The sequence below is a fragment of the Pelagerythrobacter marensis genome (assembly GCF_001028625.1).
Taxonomy (GTDB): Bacteria; Pseudomonadota; Alphaproteobacteria; order Sphingomonadales; family Sphingomonadaceae; genus Pelagerythrobacter; species Pelagerythrobacter marensis.
In genome coordinates this window covers 449,985-467,203 of the sequence record NZ_CP011805.1, presented here as the reverse complement: position 1 = coordinate 467,203, position 17,219 = coordinate 449,985, and the positions used below count along the sequence as shown (strand labels likewise).

General features: G+C 66.3%; 15 protein-coding genes. All 15 read right to left on the bottom strand.

Annotation, left to right across the window (positions count from 1 at the left end; translation table 11 throughout):
- Positions 1–36: 36 nt before the first annotated feature.
- Genes ftsA through AM2010_RS02140 form a run of 15 tightly spaced genes read right to left on the bottom strand, consistent with a single transcriptional unit; the run spans position 37 to position 17,060 of the window.
- Entirely contained in the window at positions 37–1,317 is a 1,281-nt protein-coding gene (gene ftsA / locus AM2010_RS02210; RefSeq protein WP_047805685.1) for a cell division protein FtsA, read from the bottom strand.
- On the bottom strand, positions 1,318–2,223 hold the full coding sequence (locus tag AM2010_RS02205; RefSeq protein WP_047805684.1) for a cell division protein FtsQ/DivIB: 906 nt from the start codon (positions 2,221–2,223) through the stop codon (positions 1,318–1,320).
- Positions 2,210–3,196 (bottom strand): D-alanine--D-alanine ligase, encoded by a 987-nt coding sequence (locus AM2010_RS02200; RefSeq protein ID WP_047805683.1) that lies wholly within the window; start codon positions 3,194–3,196, stop codon positions 2,210–2,212. The genes AM2010_RS02205 and AM2010_RS02200 overlap by 14 nt, the downstream gene beginning before the upstream one ends.
- Positions 3,193–4,119: a UDP-N-acetylmuramate dehydrogenase gene (murB, locus tag AM2010_RS02195; RefSeq protein ID WP_150115257.1), complete on the bottom strand. Its 927-nt coding sequence runs from the start codon at positions 4,117–4,119 to the stop codon at positions 3,193–3,195. The genes AM2010_RS02200 and murB overlap by 4 nt, the downstream gene beginning before the upstream one ends.
- A 38-nt stretch (positions 4,120–4,157) precedes the next feature.
- Entirely contained in the window at positions 4,158–5,579 is a 1,422-nt protein-coding gene (gene murC, locus AM2010_RS02190) for a UDP-N-acetylmuramate--L-alanine ligase (protein WP_047805682.1), read from the bottom strand.
- Positions 5,576–6,787: an undecaprenyldiphospho-muramoylpentapeptide beta-N-acetylglucosaminyltransferase gene (murG, locus tag AM2010_RS02185; RefSeq protein WP_047805681.1), complete on the bottom strand. Its 1,212-nt coding sequence runs from the start codon at positions 6,785–6,787 to the stop codon at positions 5,576–5,578. The genes murC and murG overlap by 4 nt, the downstream gene beginning before the upstream one ends.
- On the bottom strand, positions 6,784–8,010 hold the full coding sequence (locus tag AM2010_RS02180; protein ID WP_047805680.1) for an FtsW/RodA/SpoVE family cell cycle protein: 1,227 nt from the start codon (positions 8,008–8,010) through the stop codon (positions 6,784–6,786). The genes murG and AM2010_RS02180 overlap by 4 nt, the downstream gene beginning before the upstream one ends.
- Positions 8,007–9,383 carry a UDP-N-acetylmuramoyl-L-alanine--D-glutamate ligase gene (gene murD, locus AM2010_RS02175; RefSeq protein WP_047805679.1) on the bottom strand — a complete coding sequence of 459 codons (1,377 nt, stop codon included), beginning with the start codon at positions 9,381–9,383 and terminating at the stop codon, positions 8,007–8,009. Before murD ends, AM2010_RS02180 begins: the two co-directional genes overlap by 4 nt.
- The gene (mraY, locus tag AM2010_RS02170) at positions 9,380–10,450 is read right to left on the bottom strand and encodes a phospho-N-acetylmuramoyl-pentapeptide-transferase (RefSeq protein WP_047805678.1); all 1,071 of its coding nucleotides are present in this window, start codon (positions 10,448–10,450) and stop codon (positions 9,380–9,382) included. Before mraY ends, murD begins: the two co-directional genes overlap by 4 nt.
- Positions 10,451–11,923: a UDP-N-acetylmuramoyl-tripeptide--D-alanyl-D-alanine ligase gene (locus tag AM2010_RS02165; RefSeq protein ID WP_047805677.1), complete on the bottom strand. Its 1,473-nt coding sequence runs from the start codon at positions 11,921–11,923 to the stop codon at positions 10,451–10,453.
- Positions 11,920–13,392 carry a UDP-N-acetylmuramoyl-L-alanyl-D-glutamate--2,6-diaminopimelate ligase gene (locus tag AM2010_RS02160; protein WP_047805676.1) on the bottom strand — a complete coding sequence of 491 codons (1,473 nt, stop codon included), beginning with the start codon at positions 13,390–13,392 and terminating at the stop codon, positions 11,920–11,922. Before AM2010_RS02160 ends, AM2010_RS02165 begins: the two co-directional genes overlap by 4 nt.
- Positions 13,389–15,107 carry a peptidoglycan D,D-transpeptidase FtsI family protein gene (locus AM2010_RS02155; RefSeq protein WP_047805675.1) on the bottom strand — a complete coding sequence of 573 codons (1,719 nt, stop codon included), beginning with the start codon at positions 15,105–15,107 and terminating at the stop codon, positions 13,389–13,391. The genes AM2010_RS02160 and AM2010_RS02155 overlap by 4 nt, the downstream gene beginning before the upstream one ends.
- Positions 15,104–15,616 (bottom strand): hypothetical protein, encoded by a 513-nt coding sequence (locus AM2010_RS02150; protein WP_047805674.1) that lies wholly within the window; start codon positions 15,614–15,616, stop codon positions 15,104–15,106. The genes AM2010_RS02155 and AM2010_RS02150 overlap by 4 nt, the downstream gene beginning before the upstream one ends.
- Complete coding sequence (gene rsmH, locus AM2010_RS02145; RefSeq protein WP_047805673.1) at positions 15,613–16,560, bottom strand: 16S rRNA (cytosine(1402)-N(4))-methyltransferase RsmH; 948 nt, start codon at positions 16,558–16,560, stop codon at positions 15,613–15,615. The genes AM2010_RS02150 and rsmH overlap by 4 nt, the downstream gene beginning before the upstream one ends.
- Positions 16,557–17,060, bottom strand: coding sequence for a division/cell wall cluster transcriptional repressor MraZ (locus AM2010_RS02140; RefSeq protein ID WP_053043866.1), 504 nt, complete (start codon positions 17,058–17,060; stop codon positions 16,557–16,559). The genes rsmH and AM2010_RS02140 overlap by 4 nt, the downstream gene beginning before the upstream one ends.
- Positions 17,061–17,219: the final 159 nt, after the last annotated feature.

The following is a 17,219-nucleotide window of genomic DNA, read 5'->3' as shown; positions in this document are numbered from 1 at the left end:
CGCTTATCCACAGTGGTTAATCGTCCGACCATCGCGTCAGAAGTATTCGCGCACGGCGCGGACTACGCGATTGACCAGTCCAAGACCCGTATAGCGCATCGTGGGCTGGTAGCTCGGACCGACCGAACGTATGTCGATCGGATCGTCGGCCGCATAGAGGCACAGGCCCGCCAGCGTCGCGAATCCTGCGGCGGAATGTGCTTCAGGCAAGCCGCGCAGCGCCGGCGGCTTGCCAATCCGCACCGGCCGACCCAGCGCCCCTTGTGCAAATTCTGCAATCCCGGCGAGTTCGGCGCCGCCGCCGGTCAGCACGACCTGGCTGCCACTGGCGCCGGAAAAGCCCATCGATTTCAGCGATCGCCCGATCTCGCCGGTGAGCTTCGCGAGCTGTTCGGTCACCACCGACACCAGTTCCGCGCGCGGAATGCGGTTCTTGTCGTCGGCCCCGCGTGCGGCCGGGCCGGTGGTCCCTTCGTCCGGTCCGTTGACGGGTATCATCTCGCGATGGTCGGTCGGGCTGGCGATGGCCGATCCGGCAACGCACTTCAGCCGTTCTGCCTGAAACCGCCGAATGCCGAAGCTGGAGGCAATGGCATCGGTGATATCGGTGCTGCCGAACGGGATCGCCTGCAATCCCAGCAGCATCCCCCCGGCATAGAGCGACACGTTGGTAACTTCGCCGCCGATTTCGATCAGCGCAGTGCCCAGTTCCCGCTCCTCATGCGTCAGGCAGGAATAGCCCGCGGCGATCGGCGCGGCGACGACCGCTTCGACATCCAGGTGGGCATTCTGGACCGCCTCAATCAGATTGCGGACCGGCGCACCGTCGGCCAGCATGACGTGAACGTCCACGCCCAGTTGCTCAGCATGTAATCCCTTGGGGTTGCCGACACCGTGCGCCCCGTCCAGCGTATAATGGGCAGGTTGGGCATGAAGCACCATCCGGCCATCGGGCTGGATCGAATCGCGCGCGGTAACGAGCAGGAGTTCGATATCCTCCTCCTCGATCCGGCGGCCGCCGATATCGATCTCCACTTTCGCCACCTGGCTCGCCAGGCCGGCACCGGCACAGCCGATCCACACGCTCGACACGCTCGTGCCAGCGTTCTTCTCTGCCCGTTCCACCGCATCGCGAATGGCATACGTCGCCGCCGCCATGTCGGTCACGTAACCGCGCTTGATCCCCTGGCTGGCGCGGTGGCCGGACCCCAGGACGATCATCTCCCCCGTTTCGGAAAGGCCCATGATCATCGCGGAAATGCGGAACGATCCGACATTGACCGCTCCGAAGACCTTGGTGATGCGCGGAAGCCCCATCTACTGACCCTCCTGCGTCGGCATTGCCTGTGCCGCCCGGCCCGGCACGCGCATGTAAATGCGATCGGGCGCGCGCATGTCGAAAGTCGCGACCTTGCCGCCTAGAAGGCGGTTGACCCCGTCCAGCCGGGCGAAGGCGACCAGCGCCCCGGCGGACTTGTCCTCTCCCTGCGGCAGGGCGAGCACCTGGCCGGTGTCGAACGTGAGGTTCCAGCGCCGGTTGCCGACCCATTCGGCCTCGGCCACCTGCGGCTGAATGGCCGGCGCTGCGGAAAGCAGATCCGACAGCGGACCGACCTGCTTGCTCGCCCCCGGCCCGGCGACGATCAGCATCCCTTTCGCATTGTCAGGTGAAATCGGCTCCAGCTCAGCCCCCGTGCTGTCGATCAGGACCAGCCTGTCCGGCTTGCGCAGGACAGCGTGCGGCGTGCGTTCCACGATGTCGATCACCAGACTGTCGGGTAGCTGGCGCGAAACCCGCGCGTCTTCCACCCACGACAGCTCGAGCAGTTCGGCCCTCAACGCTTCGAGATCGACCAGCGGCATCGGCCGGTCGCGACGCGCCAGGGCCCGTTCGTAAACCTTGAGTTCGTTCATCCGCTCGACCCCGGTGACGCGGACCTTGCGGACCTCAAACCCGGCATCGGCGGCGAACGATGCCATTTGCTGCTGCGCCAGCGCCGGCACCCCGGCCAGGCTGGCGACGAACCAGGCAAGCGCAGCCGCGCCACCCAGAATGGCCACCAGGAATATCCGGTGCAGTTGCTCGTCGGTAAAAGGCAGCGCCGCAATCGCGGAATCCACCAGCGATCCGGTCTTGGCGCGCGCGCGCCGGGCGGTCTGCGCGCGGCCTTTCGCCGCCGTCGATCGCCGCACGCCTTTCGCCTTGCGATTAACCGTGGCCACCGCCCTCTCCTTCCGACTGCCGCGTCAGAGCCTCCGCCACCAGGGCTTCGACGAGGTCTTCGTAACTCATCCCGCACTGCCGCGCCTGTTCAGGCACCAGGCTGAGCGGGGTCATGCCGGGCTGGGTATTGGTTTCCAGCACGAACAGCCCGTCTTCCCCCTGCTCGTCATCCCACCGAAAATCGGTCCGGCTGCATCCCCTGCAGCCAAGCAGGCGATGGGCACGAACCGCGAGGTCCATGCAGAGGCGGGCGATTTCTTCAGGCACGTCCGCCGGGCAGACATGCTCCGTCATGCCCTCCGTATATTTCGCGTCGAAATCGTAGAATCCCGATTGCGGGACCAGCTCGGTCACCGTCAGCCCGTGCGGCCCCGCCTCCCCGTCGATCACCGCAACGGTCAGCTCGCGCCCGCGGATATAGGGTTCGGCCAGAAGGCGGCTGAATTCCTGCCACGGCCCCTTGGCATCGCGCGCAATCGGATCGCCGTAATTGCCGCCCTGCGTCACGATGGCCACCCCGACCGAGCTGCCTTCGTTCACCGGCTTGAGCACATAGGGGCGCGGTAGCGGGTCGCCCTGGAACAGGCTTTCGCTTTCCACGATGCGGCCGCCGGGCATCGGGACGCCGTGGGGCACCAGTGCCTGCTTGGTCAGTTCCTTGTCGATCGCGATGACCGAGGTGGCGAGGCCCGAATGGGTATAGGGCACGCCCATCAGGTCGAGCATTCCCTGAACCGTCCCGTCCTCCCCCGGCACGCCGTGGAGCGCATTGAACACGACATCGGGATCAGCTTGCGCGATCCGCGCCGCGACCTGACGATCCATGTCGATCCGGGTCACGCGGTGCCCCCGCGCTTCGAGAGCTTCGGCAACCCCTTCGCCCGACATCAGCGATACCGGGCGTTCGTTGGCCCAGCCGCCCATCAGCACGGCGACATGAAGCTTGGGCAAAGTCGTGGAGGCACCCGTCATGGCCGCCCCACCCGCTGGATTTCCCATTCGAGCATTACCCCGGTTTCGGCATAGACGCGGCGGCGCACTTCCTCGCCCAGCCCTTCGATATCGGCGCTGGTGGCATCGCCGGTGTTGATGAGGAAATTGGTGTGCTTCTCGCTCACTTGCGCCCCGCCCTTGCGCAGGCCGCGACAACCAGCGGCATCGACCAGCCGCCAAGCCTTGTCGTCGGGTGGATTCTTGAAGGTGGACCCGCCGGTCTTGGTCCGCAAAGGCTGCGATTCTTCCCGCGCCTGGGCAATCCGATCCATTTCCGCGCCGATTTCCGCCGGATCGCCGGGCGTGCCCTGCAGCCGGGCGGAAACCACCACGGCCCCTTCAGGCAGCACGGAATGGCGATAGGTATAGCGCAGGTCCGCCGCAGGCAGGCGCACCAGTTCGCCACCGGGCAGGATCACCTCGCAATCGAGCAGCACGTCCGCCACCTCGCGCCCGTAGGCGCCGCCGTTCATGCGCACGAAGCCACCCACCGTACCGGGAATGCCGCGCAGGAATTCCAGCCCGGCAATGCCCGCGTCACGCGCGGATGACGACACCAGGATGCCGCTCGCCCCGCCGCCGCAGCGCAGCACATGTTCCCCTTTGTCCACGACCGTGGCGAAGGCTTTCCCAAGGCGAACGACCACCCCGGGAACGCCCCCGTCGCGCACGATCAGGTTGGAACCGAGGCCCAGCGCCATCACCGGCAGTTCGCCCCGCAGGCGAGCGAGAAATTCGCGCAAGTCGTCCAGGTCCGCCGGTTCGAACAGCCAGTCCGCCGCTCCGCCCGCCTTGAACCAGACGAGCTTTGCCAGCGGCGCGTTGGGCGTCAGCGATCCGCGCACGCTGTCCATCGGCACGGGCGCGGCAACGGCCCCTTCCACCGCGCAATCGGGGGCCATGCCATCGTCAAGCGCCGGCCAGTCGGGGGAGCTGTGTCTCATCCGCCGCGTTCCGGCGATATCGCGTCGGGCAGGACCGCGGCCCATTTCGTGATGTCGCCGGCACCCAGGCAGACAACCAGATCGCCTTCGCCGATCTCGGCCGCGAGAACTCGGGCCAGTTCGGCTTGATCGGCCACGGTCGCCGCCGCGCGATGGCCGCGCGACTTCAGCCCGGCGACGAGCGCCTGCGCATCGACGCCCGGAACAGGGTCTTCCCCGGCGGCATAGACCGGGGTGACATAGACCTGATCGGCATCGTTGAAGCAGTTCTGGAAGTCGTCCATCAGATCGCCGAGCCGGGAATAGCGATGCGGCTGCATCACCGCGATCACGCGGCCCGACGGGTGGCCGGCCACGCTTTCGCGCGCAGCCGACAGGACGGCGCGAATTTCCACCGGGTGGTGGGCATAATCGTCGATCACCGTCGCCCCGGCGACCTCGCCCACGCGGGTGAAGCGCCGCCGAACGCCGCCGAACTGGCCAAACCCGTTGCAGATCGTTTCGTCCGAACATCCCATCTCGATCGCCACCGCGATTGCGGCGAGCGCGTTCTGGACATTGTGGCGGCCCGGCATCGGCAAGTGGACACCTTCGATCCGCCGATCTTCGCCGGCTCTCTGGCGAACCACGACGTCGAAGCGATTGCCCCCCGCCGCAGGCTGCACATTGACCGCGCAGACATCGGCCTGAAGGGAGAATCCGTAGGTCACGACCCGCCGGTCACGCACTTTGCCGGTCACTGCCTGCACTTCCGGGTGGTCGATGCACAGGATCGCCGCGCCATAGAACGGCACGTTGTGAATGAATTCGACGAAGGCGTCCTTCACCCCGTCGAAATCGCCGTAATGATCCAGATGCTCGGGATCGATATTGGTCACGACCGCGATCGTACCGTCGAGGCGCAGGAAGCTGCCGTCGCTTTCGTCCGCTTCCACCACCATCCAGTCGCTGTCGCCGAGGCGCGCGTTGGAACCGTACTGTTCGATGATCCCGCCGTTGATCACCGTCGGATCGACCCCGCCGGCATCGAGCAGCGCCGCGATCATGCTGGTCGTCGTGGTCTTGCCGTGCGTTCCGGCCACCGCGACGGTGTTTTTCAGCCGCATGAGTTCGGCGAGCATTTCCGCCCGGCGCACAACGGGTATCCGGTTTTCAAGCGCGGCGAGAACTTCGGGATTGGTCCGCTTGACCGCGGTAGAGGTGACCACGACGGCCACACCCTCCACGTTCTCGCCCGCCTGGCCGATCGCGACGCTGATGCCGCGCGCACGCAGCCGTTCGACCGTCGCGCTTTCGGCCAGGTCGGACCCCTGCACCGAATAGCCGAGATTGTGCATCACTTCGGCAATGCCGGACATGCCGATCCCGCCAATCCCGACGAAATGAATCGTCCCGATATCTGTTGCGACGCCCTTCATGCCGCCGGTTTCCCCGCCTTGTCGCGCGCCGCGCCCTGCGCTGCGGGGGCACCCTGTGTGGTGCCGCGCGCGGTGTTGGCGCCAACACGGATGACATCCATCATTTCCGCTCCGCCGAAACCTTCGACCAGATCCGCAAGGTCCTTCACCGCATCCGGCCGTCCGCAGTTCCATGCAGCGTGCGCCGCATTGGCGAGCGCCTGCGGATGTTGTGCCAGGACCTGGATCTGCTTCGCCAGTTCCTTGGGCGCGAATTTCTCCTGCCGGATCATCCGCGCGCCGCCGGCCTTCGCCACTTCGCGCGTGTTCGCCGCCTGATGGTCGTCGGTCGCGATCGGCAGCGGGACCAGAATGGCCGGGCGTCCCACAGCGGTCAGTTCGGCAATCGTCGATGCGCCGGCGCGGCCGATGAACAGGTGCGCATCGCCAAGGCGCGCCGCCATGTTTTCGAAATAGGTGCCCAGTTCGGCTGGAATGTCATGGCTGCGATAACGTTCGCGAACAGCGTCGATGTCTTCGGGCCGGCACTGCTGCGTAACCTGCAGCCGCTGCCGCAGCGCCGGGGGCAGCATCGCCAGCCCATCGGGCACGATCTCGCTCAGCACCCGTGCGCCCTGGCTGCCGCCGGTCACCAGCACCTTGAGCAGGCCGTCTTCCGCCAGCGGCGGAAATTCCTCGTCGCGTAACGACAGCACTTCGGCCCGCACGGGGTTGCCGACCAGGTGAACCTTGCCCGCATGTTTGGGCTTGAGCCGCGCGATCTCCGGGTAAGCGGTCGCAATGGCCTGAACCCGGTCGGCGAGCAGCCTGTTCACCCGCCCCAGCACTGCGTTCTGTTCATGCACGATGCTGGGGATTCCTGCGGAGGTCGCTGCCAGCAGCGCGGGCAGCGCGGGATAACCGCCGAATCCGACCACGGCGCTGGGTTCGAAGCTGTCGAACAGGCGCAGCGCCATCTTGCGCCCTTCCAGAACCGCGCGCAGGCCGCCGGGCCAGCGCAGCGGGTTCTTGCCGAAACGCCCCGCAGGCAGGACATGCGCAGGCAGAAACGATGGCTTTCCGGGGATTTCCGCCCCGCGCCTGTCGGTGATCAGCGCAACGTGGTGGCCGCGCCGCTCCAGCTCGGTCGCCAGCGCGAAGGCGGGGATCAGATGCCCGCCCGTGCCGCCCGCCGCCAGGACATAGTGCCGGTTCGCTCCGCCTGTCATACCTGCGCCTCCCGTCCGAAAAGTCGCTGCCACACACCGGGCTTCCCGCGCTTGAGGAAGGGGTTGCGCCGGGTGATCGCCAGCAGAAGACCCACCGTAAGACAGATCGCAATGGTGGAGGAACCCCCGTAGGACACGAGCGGCAGCGTCATCCCCTTCGATGGGGCAAGCTGCAGGTTGACGAGGATGTTGATGAACGCCTGCCCGCCGATCAGCACGGCGAGCCCGGCGCCGGCCAGCAGGGTGAACAGATCCTCCTCATCCGCAAGGCGGACGAGCACGCGCACCACGATCGCCAGATAGAGCGCGACGATGACCCCGCATACGAGCAGACCGAATTCCTCCCCGATTACGGAGAAGATATAATCGGTGTGCGCTTCGGGCAGGCTCATCTTGCGAATGCCCAGCCACAGCCCGCTGCCGGTCCACCCACCGGCCAGGAGCGTGCGCTGGGCCAGATCGACCTGATCGAAGGCGGTTCCGCCGCCAAGGAAATCGTTGATCCGGTTGCGGCCGTTTTCGTAAAACAGATAGATCAGCACGACACTGGCGACCCCCGCACCGATCACCGCTCCCAATCGCTTGGCCGAAACGCCCGACAGCACGATCAGCGCGAACCATACGCCTGCGAACAGGACCGTATCGCCGAGGTTGGGCTGAAGCATCAGCAGGCCGCCGACGGCCATCATGATGCCAGTCACGATCGTCAGCACCGGAATATTGGGATCGCGCGCGCGCCAGGCGATGATCCAGGCAAGGGTAATCACGAAACCGGGCTTCAGAAACTCCGACGGCTGGAAGGAAAAGCCCACGTTGATCCAGCGCTTCGCCCCGTTCACTTCGTATCCGGCGAGCGGCACGAGCATCAGCATCGCGAACATTCCGGCGAACAGCATGATGCCGACGCGCCGCGCATTTTCCCGCGAAAGCATTGCCGCCGCGAACATCGTCACCAGCCCCAGTATCTGCCAGCGCAGATGAGCCCAGTAGAAATAGAGATCCGGTAGCGTTTGCGTCGCGGTCGACAGGCGACGCGCGCTGGCGGGCGAGGCCGCGGCCACTGCGGCAGCGCCAATCGCCATCAGCGCGATAATCAGCAGCAGAAGCACGCGATCGATCTCGCGCCACCAGATCTTCAGCTCGGCACGGCGCGAGGTACGGAACCGGTCCTGTCGCGGGCCGCGATCGCCGGTGCGCGGGATATAGGGCTGCGAAGCGCTCATGCCGCGGATTTCCCCGAGAACGGCTCGCGCGGGCGCGCCGGTTCACCGATCAGCATGGCGACGATCTCGCGGAAGTACTCGCCCCGCTTCTCGTAATCGCGAAACTGGTCGAAGCTGGCGCAGGCGGGCGACAGCAGCACGACATCGCCGGAGCGCGCGGCGGCATAGGCGAGGCGCAGGGCCTGGCACATCAGCTCTGCCCGCTCCACGCGCACACGCCCGTCAAGCAGCTCGGCGAAGCGGGGGCCGGCTTCGCCGATGGTATAGGCGGCCGCGACGTTGCCCAGATGGGCCTCGCACTCGCCCAGCCCGTCTTCCTTGGGCAAGCCGCCCACGATCCAGTGCACGCGAGGGCGCGCGTTGCCCGCCGTCGCGGCATCGGGCGGGTACGCCGCCAGCGCCGGGGCCGTGGATGCCTGATTGGTCGCCTTGCTGTCGTTAACGAACAGGACGCCGCGATGCTCCGCCACCACTTCCATCCGATGCGGCAACCCGCGGAAGCTCGCCATCGCTGCGCGGATCTCGCTCTGGCCGACGCCCAACTGCGCGCAAAGGGCAGCGGCAATGGCCGCATTTTCGAGGTTGTGCGGCCCCTGAAGCGCGGGCCAGTCGACCTGGAGTGCGGCGATGCCGGCGCGATCCGCACAGGCCACCCGATCCGGCGCCCTGCGCGCCTGCTCCGTAGCGTAGACCGCTTCGGTCGGAGCATCCGCGCAGCCGAACACCGCGAACTGATCGGGTGTCTGCATCGCAAGCAGACGCGCCTTCGACGCGGCATAGGCGGCAAAATCGTCATAGCGGTCGAGATGGTCGGGCGTGATGTTGATCAGCGCCGCGGCATCGCAGGCCAGCGTCCGCGTCAGATCGATCTGGTAGCTCGACAGTTCGAGCACATAGGCCCCGCCCTGGGGAAGCGGTTCCTGCGCCAGGATCGGCAGGCCGATATTGCCCCCCATACGCGCGGGAAGCCCCGCAGATTCGAGAATGTGGTGAACCAGCGCGGTCGTGGTCGATTTCCCGTTCGTCCCGGTGATCCCGATCACCTTGTGCGGCGGCAGGGCCGAACGGGCCTGCGCGAACAGTTCGACATCGCCAATCACCGGAACGCCGAAGCGCCGCGCGCGCTCCGCAATCGGGTGGGTATTCAGCGGTACGCCGGGCGACGCGACAATCCCGTCGAACCCGGTCAGGTCGATCTCCAGCGGATCGGCCAGGCGTGCACGGCCTTCCACCTTCTCGCGCGCGACATCCTGCCGGTCCCACGCGACCACTTTCGCGCCGCTCGCCAGCAGGGTTTCCGCCGCGGCCAGGCCCGAACGGGCGAGGCCGAGGACGGCAAAGCGCTTGCCGGAGAAGGCCGGCGAAACAATCATCGCAGCTTCAGCGTCGCCAGACCCATCAGCGCGAGCACGATCGAGATGATCCAGAAACGGATCACGACTTTGCTTTCGCTCCAGCCGAGCTGCTCGAAATGGTGGTGGATCGGGGCCATGCGAAAAATCCGCTTGCCCGTCCGCTTGAACCAGAAAACCTGAATGATGACCGAAAGCGCCTCTGCCACGAACAGGCCGCCGACGATGGCGAGGACGATTTCGTGATGGCTGGCAACCGCGATCGCGCCCAGCGCGCCGCCCAGCGCCAGGCTGCCCGTGTCACCCATGAACACCGCCGCTGGCGGCGCGTTGAACCACAGGAATGCCAGCCCCGCCCCCATGATGGCGGCGCAGAAGATCGCCAGTTCGCCCGCACCGGGAACATGGGGAATCCCCAGATACTCCGAATAGTCGACCCGGCCGACGAGATAGGCGATCAGGGCGAAGGTGCCCGCCGCGATGATGACCGGCATGATTGCCAGCCCGTCCAGCCCGTCGGTCAGATTGACCGCATTGCCCGCGCCGACGATCACCACCGCGGCGAAGACGTAATAGAACCAGCCGAGTTCGAACCCGAGATTGTTGAAGAAGGGGACATAAAGGAACGTGTTGATCTGCCCGACGACGATCCACGATGCCACGCCCGCGACCAGGAATTCGAACAGCAGCCGTACTTTGCCCGAAACGCCGCGATGGCTGGCCTTGGAAACCTTGTCGTAATCGTCGAGGAAACCGATCACGCCGAACCCGGCGGTCACCGCCAGGCACGCCCAGACGAAGGGATTGCGAAGATCCATCCACAGCAGCATCGCGATCATCAGCGACGTGAGGATCATCAACCCGCCCATCGTCGGCGTCCCGCGCTTGGCCAGGTGGGTCTGCGGCCCGTCTTCGCGGATCGGCTGCCCCTTGCCCTGGCGCACGCGCAGCATGTTGATGAAGCGCGGGCCGATCAACAGACCGATCAGCAGCGCCGTCATCAGCGTCGCCCCGGCACGGAACGTCTGATAGCGGACGAGATTGAGAGCGCCTTCGAAACCCAGCCACTCGGCGATAAGGTAAAGCATTCAGCCTTCCCTGCCCCCAGCATTCCTGGAGGCAAAATGTGTCACCAGCCTGCCTAGACCGATCGAATTGGAACCTTTGACCAGGATCGCATCGCCCGCCGCGATGCCGAATTCCTCCAGCGCCGCGATTGCTTCGGCAGGTCCATCGCAATGGGCGAAGGTCAGCCCGCCCGCAAGCGCATTGCCTGCGCCTTTCCCCAAGTCCCGTGCCAGTGCACGCATCTCCTCGCCGACCAGAACCGCATGATCGACTTTCCCTTCCGCCAGCGGCTCGGCCAGCTGGGCGTGGAATGCCGGGGCGAAATCGCCCAGTTCCTTCATGCTGCCGAGCACTGCAATACGGCGCGAAGCGGGCGTCTGGCCGAGTTGCTGCAAAGTCGCGCGCATGGATGCGGGGTTGGCGTTGTAGCTTTCATCGATCATCAGGGCATGGCCGCCACTCGCGGCGATCCGGTGCCGCGCACCGCGCCCCTTCAGCCCGCCCATTTCCGCCAGGGCCAGCCCGGCGGAAGCAAGATCGCCCCCCGCCGCACGCACCGCCGCCATGACGCAGAGCGAATTGGCGATCCAGTGCTCGCCCGGCTCCGCCACCGAATAGCAGAGACGCGTGTCGCCAAAGTCGGCCGTCACCAGCGCCCCGCCGTTGGCAGCGGGAATGGCATCGAGCAGGCGGACATCGGCATGGTCGGCCCGTCCGAAAGAAAGCACTTTTGCGCCTGCATCCAGCGCGCGGTCGCGCAGGCGCTCGTAATGCGGCGAATCCGCCGGGATGATGGCGAACCCGCCAGGCTCCAGCCCGGCGAAGATTTCGGCCTTGGCGTCCGCAATCGCTTCTTCACTGCCGAGGTTTTCGATGTGCGCGGGGGCGATCGTGGTCACGACCGCCACGTTGGGTCGTACCTGTTCGGTCAGCGCGGCGATTTCGCCGGCGTGGTTCATCCCCATCTCGAACACGCCGAAACGGCTGCGCGCAGGCATCCGGGCGAGGCTGAGCGGTACACCGACATGATTGTTATAACTGCGCACCGAACGATGCGCCTGCCCGCGGCTGGCACGATCGAGCGCGGCGAAGATCGCTTCCTTCACGCCGGTCTTGCCGACCGATCCGGTCACCCCGATACGCACCGCTGCCCCGCGGTTGCGTGCTGCCTTCGCCAGAGCTTCCAGTGCGGCATTGGTATCGGCCACGAGGATATGGGGCCAGTCGATCGGACGATCGACGACCGCGGCGGCGGCACCATTGGCGAAGGCTTTTTCGATGAAGCGATGCCCGTCGGTGCTTTCGCCCTTGAGCGCGAAGAACAGATCGCCGGAACGCACATCGCGCGAATCGATCTCCACCCCGGAAACCTGAAACGGCCCGCTCTGCGTTCCGCCCATCGCCTCTGCCAGGGCAGGCGCATCCCACAGGGCAAGCCCCAGGCCGTCGCGCCGGCGAACTGGCCAGGCGCGCAATGCATTATGGGCGCTCATGCCGCACCTCCCAGCGAATCGGCTGCGCATTCGCGCGCCACGGCTACATCGTCGAACGGCAATACGCGCATGTTTTCTCCCGATCCGACGATCTGGCCCTGTTCGTGTCCCTTGCCCGCCACCAGCACAATGTCATCCGCGCCAGCCATTGCGATCGCCGCGCTTATCGCGGCACGGCGGTCGCCGATTTCCTGCGCGCCTTCGGCCCCGGCCAGAACCGCATGGCGAATGGCCGCAGGGTCTTCTCCCCGCGGATTGTCGTCGGTGACGATGACCGCGTCCGCCCCTTTGCTGGCAACCTCGCCCATCGCGGCCCGTTTGCCGACGTCGCGATCTCCGCCTGCGCCGAAGACGACGATCAGCCGTTTCGTGCAGTGCGGACGCAAGGCTGCAATCGCGGCCTCCAGCGCATCGGCAGTGTGCGCGTAATCGACGTAAACCGGCGCGCCCGATGGGGCAATCGCGGCCCGTTCCAGCCTGCCGCGCACCGGCTGAAGCCGGGAAAGGTTATCCAGCGTGGCACCCGCACTGCCGCCGGTGGCGATGACCAGGCCTGCGGCGACCAGCGCGTTGGCGGCCTGATAGGCGCCGATCAGCGGCAGGCGGATCGTGCGTTGCGCCCCGTCATGCACGACGGTCAGTTCCTGGCCCAACTGGGTCGGGGTACGGGCGAGCAGGCGAATGCCATCGCCCTGCTCGCCCACCGTGAACACGCGCAGATGCCGTCTTTGCGCGTGTTCGGCGGCCAGGCCGGCCCACTCGCCAGCGTCGGCCCAGACCACCACGGTCGCGCTATCCGCAACCACTTCGTCGATCAGCCGCATCTTCGCCGCGAAGTATTCTTCCATGCTGCCATGATAGTCGAGGTGATCGCGGCTGAAGTTGGTGAAGGCCGCCGCCGAAACATGCAGCCCTTCGTTGCGGTATTGCGAAAGGCCATGGCTCGACGCTTCGTAGGCGACGTGGGTTACCCCTTCGCGCGCCAGCCCGCTCATGTTCGAAAGGAATGTCACGATGTCGGGCGTGGTCAGGCCGGTGGAGATACTCTCGTCCGAGGTCGTGACCCCCAGCGTGCCGATGGACGCGGCCCGTTCGCCCGTCATGCGCCATAGCTGCCGCGCCATTTCGACGGTCGACGTCTTGCCGTTGGTCCCGGTCACGGCAACGATAGTGGAAGGCACAGGCGTGAAGAATTTCGCCGCCAGCCGGGCGAAGGCGCGGCGCGGTTCGGCATCGGCGATATGCACGGCGCCTGCGACGGCGATTTCCGGCCGCGCGACCACCGCAACCGCCCCGGCAGCGATGGCCGCGGCGATGAAATCCTCACCATTGAATGCCGTACCGCGAAACGCACCGAACACCGTGCCGGGCGCGACCTTGCGATGATCGATCGCAAAGCCCGTCACCTGCAGATCGGGATCGCCGTCCAGCAAGATTCCAGCAGCGGCGGCGAGCTTGCCCAGCCTCATTTGCCGCCCCCGATCAGCGGCCGCAGATCGCTGATATCGACGTCGCGCGCGTCATCCGGGCGAACGCCCAGCAGCGGCCCGATCCGCGGGACCAGGTTGCCCACGATCGGCGCGGCGTTCCATGCGGCGGTGCGCTGGTACGAGCTGGCGGTGGTCCCTTTCGGTTCATCCAGCATGGCGATCACGACATAACGCGGGCGGTCCATCGGAAATGCGGCGGCAAACGTCGAAACCAGCGTGGAACGGCGATAGCCGCCCGCGCCCGGCTTTTCCGCCGATCCGGTCTTGCCCCCCACCCGATAGCCGGGCGCATTGGCGTTTCGGCCCGTACCATAGACTGCGATCATTCGCAGAAGCTGCCGCATCCGGGCGCTGGTCGATGCCTTGAACACCCGGCGTCCGCGAGGCGCATCGCCCGGTTCCAGCTTGCGCAAGGTCGCCGGGCGCCAGACGCCGCCGTTGATCATCGCGGCATAGGCGCTGGCGAGGTGCAGCGGCGTGACCGCGATACCGTGGCCATAGCTGACGGTCATGTTGCGCAGCCGCGGCCAGTCTTCGCCGGGCCAGATCGGATGGCCGCGCGCCGGCAGTTCGATATAGGGGCGCTCGCTCATGCCGAGATCGATCATCGTCTGGCGCATCTTCGCCGGCCCCAGTTCGTCGGCGATGCGTGCCGTCACGGTGTTGGAGGAATGGATCAGCGTTTCAGGCACGTTCAATGTGGCGCCAAGCGGATGGCTGTCCTTGATGGTGAAGCGCCCCACGGCGATCGGCTGTGCGTTATAACGGCGCCCGAAATCACGCACCACCCCTGCGTCGATCGCGGCGGCGACGGTTAGCGGCTTGAACGTCGAACCGAGTTCGTAGACCTGGTTGGTCACCCGATTGAACATGAACTTCTCGCCTTCAACGTCGATCTTGTTTGGGTTGAATTCGGGCAGCGAGGCCAGGGCCATGACTTCGCCGGTATCGACGTCCAGAACGATCCCGGCAGCGCCCAGCGCGTTGACCGACAGCATCCCGCGGCGCAGTTCATCTTCCAGCGCGCCCTGCACCCGCATATCGATCGACAGCGCAACGGGCTGGCTGCGGCGCGCCGGGTCGGTCAGGCGTTCATCCAGCACCCGCTCCATCCCGACCTGGCCATCGCCGCTCGCATCGACATAGCCGAGAACGTGCGCGCCCATCGACCCTTGCGGATAATAGCGATCGGTTTCCTGCGGCATTTCCAGCGCCAGTTCGCCGATCGCCTGCACGCGGTTGGCGTCTTCGGGCAGGACGCGCCGCCGGATATAGCCGGGCCGGCCGGCCGTAAGCTGCTGCGCGACCTCGGCCTGATCGAGATCGGGGAAGATCTTCACCAGCTCGGCAGCGACTTCGTCCGCACTCTTGACCAGCGGCGCGCCATCTTCGCCCAGCGCTTCGGGATTGTACCACAGGGCATAGGCGGGGAACGCGCGTGCCAGCGGGACCCCGTTGCGATCGGTGATTTCTCCGCGCGGCGGGAGCAACGCCTCTTCCAGCGATGCGACGGTGGTGGCGTTGTCGCTGAGCCCGAGAACCCCGATCCGCACCAGCGCGGCCGCCGCCACTGCAGCGAACACCAGCGCCAGCCACAGGGCACGCCAGCGCGCGACGGTAAGCGAACGCTGACGGCTTGTAATGAGGTTGACCCGACCGGTGGAAATCGCCGTGCTGATGCTCAGCGCGTTCATTCGGCGACCTCCGCCAGGCTCGCACCCAGGCGCGTGCCATCCGAAAGACGCTCCGCCAGCGAACGGGGCGCCGCCATTTCCTGCCGCCCGTCACCACTTCCGGCAGACTGCGCGGGCTTGCCGGTAAGCGGCGACACCATCGCCGCCAGCTCGACCTCTTCGCTCTGGCGTGCCCGCGCGACGCGGATCGGATCGGGCGCGTCGACCGCACGTGGCAGGCCAAGAGCGGCAAGCTGGCGTTCGCTGTCGAGGTACTGGTCCGAACGCGGCGCCTGATAACCGAACTCGACCCGGTTCCAGTCGGCGAGCTGCCGCTGGTTGGCGCGTGTTTCGAACTCCGTTTCCAGCATCAGCTTTTCACGCTCGAGCGCGACGATCTGCCGTTCGGCCAGGCGCACTTCGCTCTTCACCGCATTCACGCGGAACGTCAGCACGACGAAAGCGGCCAGGCAAACGCCCAGAACCACGGCCCAGCCGATCTGGCGCAGACGGCTTCCCCCGATCATCATGCCGCCTCCCGCGCCGGTGCGGCGGTCCGCACGGCATGGCGCAAGGTGGCCGAACGCGCGCGCGGATTGCGCGCCGTTTCGGTGTCGGAGGGGCGGATGCCCTTGGAAACCCGGGTGAACAGCGCGGGCGCGCTTTCGGTCAGCGGCAGATGGCGCGATCCGCCGGTCTTGGCCGATGCCTCGCGCAGGAAGCGTTTGACGATCCGGTCTTCCAGACTGTGGAAGCTGACCACCGCCAGACGCCCGCCTTCGCGCAGCAGGGTTTCTGCCGCAGAGAGGCCGGCGGCAAGCTCCTCCAGCTCCGCATTCACGTGGATGCGGATCGCCTGAAAACTGCGGGTTGCGGGGTCTTTGGGGGCACCGGGACGATAGCCGAGCGCCTTGCGCACGACACGCGCCAGATCGCCGGTCGTTTCCAGCGGGCGGGCGGCGACGATGGCGCGCGCGACGCGGCGCGACTGGCGTTCTTCGCCATATTGATAGAGCACGTCGGCAATGACGCTTTCGTCAGCTTCGTTGACGAAATCGGCCGCATTCGGCCGGCTCTGCCCCATTGTCATGTCGAGCGGGCCGTCGACGGAGAAAGCAAAGCCCCGCTCCGCCTGGTCGAGCTGCATCGACGACACGCCGATATCCATCGCCACCCCGTCGACCTGCGCCACGCCAACCTCTGCAAGAGCGGCAACCATCTCGGAAAAGCGGCGCGGATGCAGGACGAGCCTGGGCGGGGTCTCGCGCGTTTCGGGCCAGGCCTGGCCAGCAGCGATCGCATCGGGATCACGGTCGAACGCGTGCACGGTCGCCCCTGCATCGAGAAGCGCACGGGTATAGCCGCCGGCACCGAACGTGGCATCGACAATCACCGCACCGGGACAGGGCGCGAGCGCGGCGAGGACTTCGTCCATTAGCACGGGAATGTGCGGGGTTTCGTGCGATCCGCTCATTTGCGTTTCGCCTTCGCCTGATGATCGGCCACGAAGTCGGCGCAAGCCTCCTTCGCGCCGGCCCAGTCGTCGCTCATCCGCGCAAGCTCGACCGGGTTCCAGATTGTGAAGAAGCGGCCCAGGCCGTGGAAATAGAGCTGGTCTTCCACTTTCCCCAGGCGGACGAGGTGCGGCGGCATGATAAAGCGTCCGCTGTCGTCGAACGGCACCCTCAGGTATCCGAACAACTGCGCGGCGCGGGTATCGCGGTCGAAATCCTGCTGGCGCTTCCACGCGAGATCTTCCTCGCGGTCCAGCTGCGCCTCCAGCTCGTCGTGGCGCGAAAGGCCGAAACCGACGAGGCAATCCAGCTTGGGATGCTTGTCGATGCACAGGATGCGGCCGTCGCTCGATTCCTTCACGAGGTTGCGGAAGGCAGGCGGCAGGACATAGCGCCCCTTTTCGCCGAGCAGCGAAAAGGCCTGACCGCTAAATCCTGTAAAGTTCTGCGCCTCCGGCACCAGGCCCGCCCCCAATCACCCCAGGGTTGTTCGTTCGGACATGCCTTCCGCCTTGCCGCAATCGCCCAAACGAGTGCGGTTCGCCCCCGCGAATCGGGGCGCGATGCGAAATGGCCTGTCCGATGGAAGCTATTCCTACCTCGGAGAAAGGCGGGAAGG

Excerpts from the sequence above, each read along its gene's own strand:
- mraY (WP_047805678.1), bottom strand. The coding sequence starts at position 10,450 with ATGCTTTACCTTATCGCCGAGTGGCTGGGTTTCGAAGGCGCTCTCAAT.
- murG (WP_047805681.1), bottom strand. The coding sequence starts at position 6,787 with ATGACAGGCGGAGCGAACCGGCACTATGTCCTGGCGGCGGGCGGCACG.
- murD (WP_047805679.1), bottom strand. The coding sequence starts at position 9,383 with ATGATTGTTTCGCCGGCCTTCTCCGGCAAGCGCTTTGCCGTCCTCGGC.
- AM2010_RS02200 (WP_047805683.1), bottom strand. The coding sequence starts at position 3,196 with ATGACGGGTGCCTCCACGACTTTGCCCAAGCTTCATGTCGCCGTGCTG.
- murB (WP_150115257.1), bottom strand. The coding sequence starts at position 4,119 with ATGGCCCCCGATTGCGCGGTGGAAGGGGCCGTTGCCGCGCCCGTGCCG.
- AM2010_RS02160 (WP_047805676.1), bottom strand. The coding sequence starts at position 13,392 with ATGAGGCTGGGCAAGCTCGCCGCCGCTGCTGGAATCTTGCTGGACGGC.
- AM2010_RS02180 (WP_047805680.1), bottom strand. The coding sequence starts at position 8,010 with ATGAGCGCTTCGCAGCCCTATATCCCGCGCACCGGCGATCGCGGCCCG.
- rsmH (WP_047805673.1), bottom strand. The coding sequence starts at position 16,560 with ATGAGCGGATCGCACGAAACCCCGCACATTCCCGTGCTAATGGACGAA.
- AM2010_RS02155 (WP_047805675.1), bottom strand. The coding sequence starts at position 15,107 with ATGAACGCGCTGAGCATCAGCACGGCGATTTCCACCGGTCGGGTCAAC.
- AM2010_RS02165 (WP_047805677.1), bottom strand. The coding sequence starts at position 11,923 with ATGAGCGCCCATAATGCATTGCGCGCCTGGCCAGTTCGCCGGCGCGAC.
- ftsA (WP_047805685.1), bottom strand. The coding sequence starts at position 1,317 with ATGGGGCTTCCGCGCATCACCAAGGTCTTCGGAGCGGTCAATGTCGGA.
- murC (WP_047805682.1), bottom strand. The coding sequence starts at position 5,579 with ATGAAGGGCGTCGCAACAGATATCGGGACGATTCATTTCGTCGGGATT.
- AM2010_RS02150 (WP_047805674.1), bottom strand. The coding sequence starts at position 15,616 with ATGATGATCGGGGGAAGCCGTCTGCGCCAGATCGGCTGGGCCGTGGTT.